This is a genomic window from Alkalibacterium iburiense, from assembly GCF_039521845.1.
Lineage (GTDB): Bacteria > Bacillota > Bacilli > Lactobacillales > Carnobacteriaceae_A > Alkalibacterium > Alkalibacterium iburiense.
Genome location: NZ_BAAACW010000149.1, coordinates 1 through 10,293, shown reverse-complemented (window position 1 = coordinate 10,293; position 10,293 = coordinate 1). Strand labels below are relative to the sequence as shown.

Genomic DNA, 10,293 nt, shown 5'->3' with positions numbered 1-10,293 from the left:
CCTATTTGGGAATATCATACCTTCGAACAGGAATAATCTGATTTTTCATAGAACTTTTGGCATTACCTAGCTTTTATCTTCACATATGTCTGGGGCTACAATGATTCAATGGAGATGTATGAGAAACGGGAAAAACCTAAAAATCCTGGAAAATTGAAGCCGGCTAAATAAAACAAACCCATGAGGACAGCCTCATGGGTTTTTTGATTAAAGTTGGTCTAGTTCAGCTTTTAAATACGTTGCCAATTCTAGCATGGCATATTTATCGGCTACTTTTTCAGCGTCTTCATTATAGTTGGTATTGGTGTTCACGTCATAAGTGTAGACCTCACCGTTTTTATCTATAATAAACTCAAGAGCCGCTACATCAATGCCTTGACCTTTTAAGAAGGCTTCATATTTTTGAATGTGTTCTTCTGGGAGTCTATCGACAATAGTAAATTTGCTTTCTTCAGATAGAATCTCGCCATCAGGTCCAATTTGACAAATATCAGCTGGACACAATTCAAAACCGTCACTTGAATCGACTTTAACGGCATAGAAGTATTGGCCTCCGATAAATTCGGATCGCACGATATGGCCGTCTACAGATTGAATATACTGTTGAACTAAAGTAATGCCATCAATAGACTCTTCAAAATCCGGACCATTTAAATAATCTCGCAATTCATCGATAGAGTACAGTAACTGTACGCCTAACCCTTTCCCCGCGCGGTTATGCTTAATAATAAAGGGGAACTGATTCAATTGTTCGGCAGCTTTTACGATATTTTCTTTTCCAACTGCTCCTATAGTTTTCGGCGTCTGAATACCATGCTTCTGCAAAGCCATATACTGTTTTAATTTACTGACTTCCAGATTTATGGCACCTGTCCCATTAATCACGCGCGCCCCTTTTTCTTCAAGCCAACTTAACACGTGCTCTGTTAATTCAGGCGCATAGCGGTTTCCACGCGTATGAGAGCTCGCACTCATTCGGTTGTAGTACACGCCATCTTCCGGTAAAGCGTGAATATCTACCTGTCCTTCTCCTAAATGCCAGTCTTCATACGGCACGTTGAGTTCTTCAAGTCGGGCTATGAGATGTTTTGTCCAGTCGCTATTTTCATGTAGAATGTACACTTTTTTCATTCAATAAAGCTCCTTTTTGTCTGTTATCTCATTATTATGTTGAAACGAACTAAAAATTGCAAGTTTGTCTCAGGAATAAACAAAAAAGCTCCTTAGACAGGTGTCCTAAAGAACTTTTTTCATGGGAAAGAATGATTACGGACGTTAGCGAGTCGAAAATAATAGTTAACGTCGCTAATAATTAGATTACAGACGTTAACTACGGAAAAATAATACTTAACATCGCTAATCATCATTTTAGCGGTGTTAGTCCAAAAAATACATGAGCTAACACCGCTAATTCACTCATTAGGCTGATTCATCATAAAAAATGGAGCGTGAATCTCTCTAAGTCTTTCATTAGAGGGATTCAACCATCGAAATGTGAATCGAATGCCTCTAAACCTCTAACCCAGATACTTGGCAACGACGGCAGCCATAGATTTGGCACTAACAAGCAAGCTGTTTTCGTCGATATCAAATTTAGGGTGATGGTGAGGGTACCAGTCCTTGTCTTTTGGCTGTGCTCCTACATAAAAGAAAGAACCGGGTTTTTCTTGCAGGTAATAAGCAAAGTCTTCGGAAGGAGATTGCGCTTCGACCTCGACAACTTCTTCAACTTCAGGAATATTAGCTTCTATTAAAGCATCGCGGACATTTCCGGTCACTTCCTCATCATTGATTAAAACAGGGTAGTCATTGGCATAATCTAATTCAGCTTTTACACCATACATTTCTTCAAGGCCTTTAGACATTTGACGAACTTGTTTTTCAACTAAGTCTCTGGCATCATTGGACATCGCTCGGACGTCACCTTCTATAGTAACGGCGTCTTTTATGATGTTGAATTGGCCTTTTCCATCAAAAGAACCAATAGTCACAACGGCTGTGTCAAACGGATCGATGCGTCGGCTGATGATGGTTTGAACATTCATGACGAAAGCACTAGCTGCGACAATCGCGTCATTGGCTGTATGAGGAGAAGCTCCATGTCCGCCTTTTCCTTGGACTTTCAACACAAATTTAGCACGTCCAGTTTGGGTTTCGCCACTACGGTAAAAGACTTTGCCACTTTCCATAGAAGACATGACATGAATACCGAGTACGGCATCCACTCCGTCTAGCACACCAGCTTTCACCATATCAATAGCACCTCCTGGAGGCATTTCCTCTGCAGGCTGGTGGATGATACGAATATTACCCTTCAATTGGTCTTTCATTTCTGCCAATGTTTCCGCTAAAACAAGCATATAGGCGGTATGGGCATCATGACCACACGCATGCATCACTCCTTCGTTCTTCGAAGCATACGGTAAATCAGTCTCTTCTTTTATAGGCAGAGCATCAAAGTCGGCACGCAAGGCTAAGGTTTTTCCTTCCTTTCCTCCTTTGATATCCACGACAATCCCTCTGTTGCCACCGAAATTCGTTTCGATAGAGTCGATCGGCACGTCTTTATAAAAGTCTGCAATATAGGCAGCTGTTTCCTCTTCTTCAAAAGAAAGTTCTGGATGAGCATGGAGGTAGCGTCGTATCTCAATCATTCTGTCTTCTTTTTCTTCTAGTGTGTGCATTACTTTTTCTAAAAAAGTCATGGTGTTCCTCCTTTAATAATCGAATATCCTGTAGCTAGTCGCTATCTATAGTATACTAGTATTAGATTAATTTTTGCATAAATTGGCCTTATAGGCGACTATGCGAGAGAGAAAGGAAGAGACAGATGACCATTAAATACATTTCGTCACAAAAATTAGGAGCGTACTTTGACTTGCAGAACTATGCTTTCCCGGCAGATCCGGCTGGCAATAGAGAAGAGCGAACGGATGTCATTTGGGATTCTATTATTCCCTTAGGTGTGTATGATGAAGAGGGTTCGCTGCAATCAGCGTTAATTATTCGCCAATATCAAGCCTTCATGCACGGAAAGAAACTGCCTATGGGAGGTATTGCTAATGTGGCCAGCTATCCTGAGGCACGCGGTCAAGGCAATATTCGGGAATTATTTAAAGAAACCCTTTCTATCATGAGGAAAGAAGGGATGCTGCTTTCTTATTTATCCCCTTTTTCGTATCGCTTTTACAGACAGTACGGTTATGAGCTGGCCTTTGAATACAGAGAGTATCGCTTCACCGATTTTTCCTTTAATTTCAAACCGAAAAAGATGAAAGGGACGGTCGAACGGGTCAAATGGAAAAATGAGCAAGATGTGATTAAACAGCTGTATACACAAAAATATGAGAACGCGGTTGGGCCGGTAGACCGGGAAGAGTGGGTTTGGAAAGAAAACAAACTCAGAAGTTCAGACCGTACCATCGCTGTTTACAGAAATGAATCCGGGGATCCGGAAGGCTATATTTTTTACCGCTTTAATGATCAGGGAGGCTTAGTTTTCACTATAGAAGAGCTCGTTGCCTTGACAGGTCAGGCAGAAAAAGCACTGTGGTCCTTTATCGCTTCCCATGATTCACAATTTGATACCTTCACGTTTAAAACCGGAGCAGTCAATAACCTGTCTCATTTATTTAATGAACCACGAGCAGAACAACAGTGGGTATCCGGCATGATGGCTCGTATTGTGGACTTTGAGGCCTTTTTAAAGGCTTATCCCTTTAAAGAAGGGGCGAATCAAAGCTTCGTGTTGGAAGTAGAGAATGATTTTGCCGATTGGAATAATGGGGTATACACACTGAATACCGATGGCCATGCAACAGAGGTTAAAAAGGGAGAAGGGAATCCTTCAGATGAAAAAATATCGGCTGATATTCAAACCTGGTCGCAACTGTTCATGGGGACACGTACGTCTGAAGACCTATATCATCAGGAAAAGCTACATGGTAAACTAGAGACGATAAAAGCTTTAGAAGAGCTGATAGAAAAGAAACAACCAGAATTATATGATTTCTTTTAATTTGTGTGAGGAGAATTTTATTGAGAATACTAGGAAATATAGCATGGTTTATATTTGGAGGCTTTATCACATTTTTTACATGGGTTCTTTTAGGTATCCTCTGGTCCATTACGATTGTAGGGATTCCAGTCGGAAAACAGTGTTTTAAATTTGCGAAAATGGCTGGTGCCCCATTTGGAAGAGAAGTGGAATTTGGCAGAGGGGGCGCGTCTTTCTTACTGAATATCTTATGGATGATTTTTGGTGGCTTTGCTTTAGCTATTGAAGAAGTGGGCTTGGGTATTTTATTGTGTCTAACCATTATAGGCATACCTTTCGGTTTGCAGCACTTTAAGCTAGCCAAGTTAGCCCTTCTTCCCTTTGGTGCCCGTCTTTACAGAACCGCATAAATACAAAAGAAGAGGGAGTCAGCTTGTTTAATCAGGCTGATTCCCTCTTTCAGTTAAAATGAAACTAATTAAATAGACTCTGATACCATTCAGCGGCTTGCTGAACTTCTGTGTTTGTTAATTGATGGCCGTAATCTTCCCAATGTAAGGTCACGTTTGCGCCTGCTTGGCTGAGTAAGGACTCTAAGTCTTCAGACTCTCTAGCTGGACAAATAGGATCGTTTGTACCGGCACCGATAAATACGGGTAAATCAGATAAGTTGGGTAATTCTAACCCTCTTAAAGGCACCATGGGATGATGCAGCACAGCACCGGCTAAGGCATCTTCATAATGGAAAAGCAAACTTCCTGCAATGTTCGCTCCATTTGAATACCCGACAGCCACAACTTTCGATCGGTCGAAACCATATTTTTCAGCTGCTTCATCTAAGAAAGCTGCGAGCTCTTTCGTACGGAAAACTAAATCTTCCTCGTCAAACACGCCTTCTTCCAAGCGTCTAAAGTACCGGTTCATGCTATTTTCGTTTACATTCCCTCTGACACTCAATACATTAGCATCTGGATCAATGCGTTCTGCTAAAGGCAGTAAGTCGTTCTCATCTCCGCCTGTCCCATGTAATAAGAGCAGGGTAGGTCCGTTTAAGTCTTTTCCTTCTTTAAAAACATGTGTGTGATTCATGGTATCTCTCCTTATTCTGTTAAATTGATAGGAGGAAGGATGCGTTCCAATTCCTCACGGTTCTGTTCGTATTGTGGGGGTAATTTCAATTCTGACCCCATTGTCTCATAAGACTCATCGTGTGCAAAGCCAGGCGTATCCGTCGCAATTTCAAATAGGATATTCCCGGGTTCCTTAAAGTAAATCGCATCAAAATAGTTTCTGTCTTTGACCTCTGTGACGTTAAAGCCATGATCGGCTACATGTTTCTGCCAGTCCAAGTGATCCTCTTTATCATGGGCTCTCCAAGCAATGTGGTGAACCATACCGACACCGATTCGTCCATTTGGCACAGCTTCAACAGGCACTTCAACAGTATTGCCAATGTCAGCTTCTGATTTCAATCGTATTAGACCGTCTTCTTCACCAACTTTAACAAAGCCCATGGTGTCTGTTAATGTTTTGACCGTATCTTCTGGTTTAAGTGAGTACAATACAGATCCTGCAAAACCTTTGATAGCCACTTCAGGTGACAAGCCAAAGTTAGACCACGTATTGGCTTCTCCTTCTTCTCGTTCAACCAGTTCTAATTTTAAGCCATGAACGTCATCAAACTGAAGATAGGACTCTCCGAAACGTTCTGTTTCTTTAAAGGTGACAGAGTGTTCTGTCAGACGATTCCGCCAGAAATCAAAACTACCTGTTGGAACAGCATAAGTTGTGACGCCGACTTGCCCGCCACCGATTCTTCCTTCACGGGCATTAGACCAAGGGAAAAAGGTAATAATCGTGCCTGGTTTTCCTCCTTCATTCCCAAAGTAGAGGTGGTAGGTCTGAGGGTCATCAAAGTTAACCGTTTTTTTTATGAGACGCAAACCTAATACTTTCCCGTAAAATTCAGCATTTTCCTGTGGGTGCCCGACAATAGCTGTAATATGGTGAATACCTAATGTTTTTTTCATAAAACTCTCTCCTTGTTATTTATCTCGAATTCGAACTATATATAGTATAACGCTGACCTTTCTCTTTGTCAACTTAAGAAAAGAGTGTGATATAATCAAGAGACAGAGATGAATGAGGTGGTCAAATGAAAAAAATCAGTATTATTGGTTCCCCAGGTTCAGGTAAGTCTACTTTAGCAAGGGAGTTAGCCAGTATAACCCACCTTCCTGTCTATCATCTGGATCGGCTGATGTGGAAGCCGAATTGGCAAATGGTGGATCGCGAGACTCAAATCTCCCTTCAAAAAGAGATCGTCGCTCATGACGAATGGATTATTGATGGGAATTACGGAGCCACGATGGCAATCAGGCTTCAAGAATCGGATTTCATTATTTTTTTGGACTTCAAACGACAGATATGCGTCTACCGTGCCTTTAAAAGATACCTTCAGTACCGTCATAAAACAAGGCCGGATATGATTGAAGGAAATAAGGAAAGACTGGACTGGAATTTTTTCAACTATATTTGGAACTTTCCGAAACACAACCGACCAGCCATCATTGAACACCTCACACATCTAGATAACAAAACTATTTATCAATTAACGTCAAAAAGAGAAGTCAAACGCTTCTTAAATCAACTCAGAAAGGACTTTGAGAATGAAAGCTTGGACAATCAGTGAACCAGGGTCGAGGGATAATTTGATTATGATAGAAAAAGAAAAACCTTTACCCGAAAAAGGAGAATTACTTATTAAGGTAAAAGCGGCGGGAGTCAACCGTACGGATACGTTAACAAGGCAGAATCCATCATTAGAAAAACCCTACCCTATTTTAGGCATTGAAGTGAGCGGGATAGTTGAAGAAAACCATTCTTCCATCTCCCGTTTAAAACCGGGAACACGTGTAGCTGGTCTAGTGAACCATGGAGGGTATGCTGAATACGTAACCATGCCCGCTGACCGAGCGATGGTCATACCAGAGAGCTTGACGATGACCGAAGCTGTTGCTATACCCGAGGTCTTTTTAACGGCCTACCAAACGATGTACTGGTTAGGTGAATTGAAAAACAAGGAAAGAATACTGATCCATGCAGGAGGAAGTGGAGTTGGAACTGCAGCCATTCAACTAGCTAAACAATTGAGTGAGGCTGAGGTTTTCACTACGGCAGGTCAAAGCAAAAAGTTAGATTTTGCCAAAGAATTAGGTGCTGACCATGTTATCAATTATAAAAAAGAGAATTTTGAAAAGATTATAAATGAAGTAACAGACGGAACAGGAGTGGATGTCATTTTAGACTTTGTCGGTGCTTCTTATTGGGAGAAAAATCTGGCCAGCGCAGCGATTGATTCAAGATGGGTATTGATAGGCACATTAGGTGGGTCGGAAGTGGATGATTTTTCTATTGGAAGCATTATGGGCAAACGACTGTCTTTGAAGGGCACCGTCCTGACTCCTCGAAGCGATGCCTATAAAGCTAAGTTGACACAAGAATTTATCGACCGATCCATGCCATTATTTGAAGACGGACGGTTAAAACCCGTTATTCACTCAGTTGTTCCTTTCAGTGAAGTGAAAGAAGCCCATAGACAAATGGAAGACAATGAGAACATTGGTAAAATTATTATCAAAATAACAGAAGAATAAGGGAAGAAGGAAAACAATGGCTAAATTTGAGTGTGCTCTTAAAGGTGATTTTGAAGACTTACTAGATAGTTTGCATGAAGAGATTACAGAAGCCAGCGCGACTGCGTCATATGAAGATGGGAGTATGCTCGATTTAGGAAATGTCAAGGTGGCTGTAAGAGTATATGAACGCTACAGTATGGTGGGATCAAATCGAGTCAGCATGAATATCACTGTTGTCGAAAAAGGAAATAGTCTGTACCTCACGGCTATTACTTCTGGAGGGAGTCAAGCTCTCTTTTACAAAGTGAACACCTTTGGAGAAGAAAGCTTTCTAAAATCATGTGTGAAAGCAGTAGAAAAATATATAGATCAGTAAATAAAGTAGAAGGTCCAGGAGGCTAGTCAATGAACTGCCTTCTGGACCATGAAAGTCTTGGTGTCAGACGATTCTCATAACTATATATCCCTTTCAATCCTGTGATGTTACACTATCCTCAAAGAAATCTTTTTTAAGTGAGAGTTTAAATTTAACTAAAAAGAAGACGAGTTGCTTTACTATATAACTATGGAAAGTAGGAAATGCAATGGCGAAATACGAGTATACCCTTGATGGAAATATGGATGATTTGTTAGATAGACTACATGTAGATTTGACGGAAGGAACTCCTTCAGCTACATTCGAAGATGGCAGTGACTACTTTGTGTGAGAAACTAGGGTAGCGGTGAGAGTATATGAGCGTTACAGTATGATAGGAACCGTTCGAGTCAGCTTGAGCATCACTATTGTTGGAAATGGCAGAGACTTGTACCTCTCCGCTATTACTTCTGGAGGCAGCCAAGCCATCTTTTATAGAATGCTGGCGATTGGAGAAGACGCATTCCTAGAATTGTGCGCACAATCAGTGGAGAACTATCTGGTACAAAAGGAAGAGACACAATTTTGAAATAACCCCCCTGAAAAAATATAGACGAAGGAATGGACACATACATAAAATAAAAGAAACGATAGCTCTGTAAAACTGGAGATACCGTTTTTTTTTGATTGAACTCTCAAAGAATTGTTATTGCCGGTGCTCTGTAAATGAGGTGCTATATTTTAATAGTTAGTTTCACGAGAAATGTTGCGAACTTGTGTTCCGTTTAGTATAATTAAAATAATTAAACGAAGCGTTTTCATAGGAGGGTGTACCATAGAAAAAATGGACGTATTTTGTAAGTTACTTGAAGAGAAAACTGAAGAAAGTGCATTAAGAAATAAACATGATTATGTTCAAGAAGTATCGGAATGGATTACTCGAATATTCTTACAAAGAACAAAAATAGAGGTCATTCATACCAATGACCCTCCTTGGGATCGCAGTGGAAGTTTAGAAGAGACGAATATACCGTTTGATAGTCGAAGCTATGCTTCGCTAGAAGATTTTGTAGAAAGAGAGTACACAGGACATACAACACCTTCTTATGTTAGTGGCTTCGGGCTATATCATGAAGGTTATAGTGAAAGTTTATACCAATTGACCTATGAATGGGTAGGGAAACAACTCGGTGAAGCGGTGGAAATGCTACTGTTGGAAAAAAATGACTTACTAATTGCTTATATCGAAACTGCAAAACATTATGATGAAGATCTCTCATCCGCCAAAGCAATCATTCGTTTCATTATTATGGAAGATATCGTAGGAGATTTTCTTTGGGGAGAATTACCAAATGAATTGCTACATGAAGTCATTAAGATGGACCTCACTTTTTTGATAAAAATGAGTGAAGCTAAAATGAAGAAGGTCATACAAGTAGAAAAAGAAGAAGCAAGGAAAAAAGAAGAGGTCGCAAGAATTCAGAGAGAAAGAGATCAGGTAACGGCTGAAAAAGTTTGGAAATCTTTAATAAAGAGACACCAGTTTAATCAAAATAAAGAAATTCCGAGAAAAATTGATAGACCATATTTTAAATCAGTCATTGTACCCCTGTTAAAGAATATGCAAGAAGCTGGTGTTTCTAAAGATGATATCAAAACACTGTCACTATTTTATTCATATGTATTTTCAAATAGTGTGACATATGACTTATCAGAAGGTAAGTTCTAACATCATAATGTTAGGTGAAAGAAAATAGAAATTTCAAAACAAGTATAAATAAATGATCGTAAAATCAAATAAAAGTCCAGAAGAAAAAAGATGAAATCTTCTAGACTTTTATTTATATTAGTTAATCAAACAGACTCCCAATGACAATACCACCTAATACACCAAATGCAATCCCCATACTGATATTATCTATGAGTAAACCCACTACCGTTCCACCGAGCATACCAAAAGAAATACCATAAGCGACTGTAAATCCTGAGTCTTTATTTTTTTTACTCATACCGCTCCCTATTCCTTCTCTTTTTTCTTACCCCATCCAAAGCCGCCAGTTGAGCCAAAGATGACACCAAGTGCGATCCCCATAGCCAAATTGTCAAATACTATTCCAAACAAGACGCCAAGGGATAAGCCTAACCCCATTCCCATACCGGTCGTTTCCGAAGGGGTTGTTTTCTTTTCATCTCCCATTATATGCTCCTTTGTACTTTAATAATATATTTCTGATCACTAGTGTTGCATTAAAACATTTAACTGTTTCATGACATAAAAAAGTCCTTTATAATAGGGTTGGATG

14 protein-coding genes are annotated in these 10,293 nt (G+C 40.1%); 8 read left to right on the top strand and 6 right to left on the bottom strand.

Annotated elements, in window-relative coordinates; translation table 11 throughout:
• Positions 1-207: 207 nt before the first annotated feature.
• Together ABDZ53_RS11585 and ABDZ53_RS11580 are read right to left on the bottom strand one after the other, a co-directional pair.
• Positions 208-1,131, bottom strand: coding sequence for an ATP-grasp domain-containing protein (locus tag ABDZ53_RS11585; RefSeq protein WP_343756693.1), 924 nt, complete (start codon positions 1,129-1,131; stop codon positions 208-210).
• A gap of 386 nt (positions 1,132-1,517) precedes the next feature.
• A complete protein-coding gene (locus ABDZ53_RS11580) occupies positions 1,518-2,705 on the bottom strand; it encodes a M20 family metallopeptidase (RefSeq protein WP_343756691.1) in 1,188 nt (395 codons plus the stop codon).
• Between the two features lie 125 nt (positions 2,706-2,830).
• Here ABDZ53_RS11580 and ABDZ53_RS11575 point away from each other — a divergent pair, with 125 nt between their 5' ends.
• Positions 2,831-4,018, top strand: a complete 1,188-nt coding sequence (locus ABDZ53_RS11575) for a GNAT family N-acetyltransferase (protein WP_343756689.1) — start codon at positions 2,831-2,833, stop codon at positions 4,016-4,018.
• Between the two features lie 20 nt (positions 4,019-4,038).
• Positions 4,039-4,407, top strand: a complete 369-nt coding sequence (locus tag ABDZ53_RS11570) for a YccF domain-containing protein (protein WP_343756687.1) — start codon at positions 4,039-4,041, stop codon at positions 4,405-4,407.
• 64 nt (positions 4,408-4,471) lie between these two features.
• Here the strand turns inward: ABDZ53_RS11570 and ABDZ53_RS11565 are convergent, their stop codons facing one another.
• Entirely contained in the window at positions 4,472-5,086 is a 615-nt protein-coding gene (locus ABDZ53_RS11565; RefSeq protein WP_343756685.1) for an alpha/beta hydrolase, read from the bottom strand.
• An 11-nt stretch (positions 5,087-5,097) separates the two neighbouring features.
• Complete coding sequence (locus ABDZ53_RS11560; RefSeq protein ID WP_343756683.1) at positions 5,098-6,027, bottom strand: ring-cleaving dioxygenase; 930 nt, start codon at positions 6,025-6,027, stop codon at positions 5,098-5,100.
• A gap of 125 nt (positions 6,028-6,152) precedes the next feature.
• Between ABDZ53_RS11560 and ABDZ53_RS11555 the strand changes: the two genes are divergently transcribed.
• The 6 genes from ABDZ53_RS11555 (at position 6,153) to ABDZ53_RS11530 (ending at position 9,719) form a co-directional block, all read left to right on the top strand.
• Positions 6,153-6,689, top strand: a complete 537-nt coding sequence (locus ABDZ53_RS11555; RefSeq protein WP_343756681.1) for a DNA topology modulation protein — start codon at positions 6,153-6,155, stop codon at positions 6,687-6,689.
• Positions 6,667-7,653, top strand: a complete 987-nt coding sequence (locus tag ABDZ53_RS11550; RefSeq protein ID WP_343756679.1) for an NAD(P)H-quinone oxidoreductase — start codon at positions 6,667-6,669, stop codon at positions 7,651-7,653. Before ABDZ53_RS11555 ends, ABDZ53_RS11550 begins: the two co-directional genes overlap by 23 nt.
• A 16-nt stretch (positions 7,654-7,669) precedes the next feature.
• Positions 7,670-8,011 (top strand): DUF6054 family protein, encoded by a 342-nt coding sequence (locus tag ABDZ53_RS11545; RefSeq protein ID WP_343756677.1) that lies wholly within the window; start codon positions 7,670-7,672, stop codon positions 8,009-8,011.
• A 208-nt stretch (positions 8,012-8,219) separates the two neighbouring features.
• The gene (locus ABDZ53_RS11540; RefSeq protein WP_343756675.1) at positions 8,220-8,342 is read left to right on the top strand and encodes a hypothetical protein; all 123 of its coding nucleotides are present in this window, start codon (positions 8,220-8,222) and stop codon (positions 8,340-8,342) included.
• A gap of 15 nt (positions 8,343-8,357) precedes the next feature.
• Positions 8,358-8,579, top strand: a complete 222-nt coding sequence (locus ABDZ53_RS11535) for a DUF6054 family protein (RefSeq protein WP_343756673.1) — start codon at positions 8,358-8,360, stop codon at positions 8,577-8,579.
• A gap of 255 nt (positions 8,580-8,834) precedes the next feature.
• Entirely contained in the window at positions 8,835-9,719 is an 885-nt protein-coding gene (locus ABDZ53_RS11530) for a hypothetical protein (protein WP_343756671.1), read from the top strand.
• 121 nt (positions 9,720-9,840) lie between these two features.
• Here ABDZ53_RS11530 and ABDZ53_RS11525 read toward each other — a convergent pair whose 3' ends face one another.
• Together ABDZ53_RS11525 and ABDZ53_RS11520 are read right to left on the bottom strand one after the other, a co-directional pair.
• Positions 9,841-9,999, bottom strand: coding sequence for a glycine zipper domain-containing protein (locus ABDZ53_RS11525; RefSeq protein WP_343756669.1), 159 nt, complete (start codon positions 9,997-9,999; stop codon positions 9,841-9,843).
• A gap of 8 nt (positions 10,000-10,007) precedes the next feature.
• Positions 10,008-10,187: a glycine zipper domain-containing protein gene (locus tag ABDZ53_RS11520; RefSeq protein ID WP_343756667.1), complete on the bottom strand. Its 180-nt coding sequence runs from the start codon at positions 10,185-10,187 to the stop codon at positions 10,008-10,010.
• Positions 10,188-10,293 lie beyond the last annotated feature (106 nt).

Bases quoted from the DNA above. Each gene is read 5' to 3' on its own strand.
- ABDZ53_RS11585 (WP_343756693.1), bottom strand. From the start codon at position 1,131: ATGAAAAAAGTGTACATTCTACATGAAAATAGCGACTGGACAAAACAT.
- ABDZ53_RS11580 (WP_343756691.1), bottom strand. From the start codon at position 2,705: ATGACTTTTTTAGAAAAAGTAATGCACACACTAGAAGAAAAAGAAGAC.
- ABDZ53_RS11575 (WP_343756689.1), top strand. From the start codon at position 2,831: ATGACCATTAAATACATTTCGTCACAAAAATTAGGAGCGTACTTTGAC.
- ABDZ53_RS11565 (WP_343756685.1), bottom strand. From the start codon at position 5,086: ATGAATCACACACATGTTTTTAAAGAAGGAAAAGACTTAAACGGACCT.
- ABDZ53_RS11560 (WP_343756683.1), bottom strand. From the start codon at position 6,027: ATGAAAAAAACATTAGGTATTCACCATATTACAGCTATTGTCGGGCAC.
- ABDZ53_RS11555 (WP_343756681.1), top strand. From the start codon at position 6,153: ATGAAAAAAATCAGTATTATTGGTTCCCCAGGTTCAGGTAAGTCTACT.
- ABDZ53_RS11550 (WP_343756679.1), top strand. From the start codon at position 6,667: ATGAAAGCTTGGACAATCAGTGAACCAGGGTCGAGGGATAATTTGATT.
- ABDZ53_RS11545 (WP_343756677.1), top strand. From the start codon at position 7,670: ATGGCTAAATTTGAGTGTGCTCTTAAAGGTGATTTTGAAGACTTACTA.
- ABDZ53_RS11540 (WP_343756675.1), top strand. From the start codon at position 8,220: ATGGCGAAATACGAGTATACCCTTGATGGAAATATGGATGATTTGTTA.
- ABDZ53_RS11530 (WP_343756671.1), top strand. From the start codon at position 8,835: ATGGACGTATTTTGTAAGTTACTTGAAGAGAAAACTGAAGAAAGTGCA.
- ABDZ53_RS11525 (WP_343756669.1), bottom strand. From the start codon at position 9,999: ATGAGTAAAAAAAATAAAGACTCAGGATTTACAGTCGCTTATGGTATT.
- ABDZ53_RS11520 (WP_343756667.1), bottom strand. From the start codon at position 10,187: ATGGGAGATGAAAAGAAAACAACCCCTTCGGAAACGACCGGTATGGGA.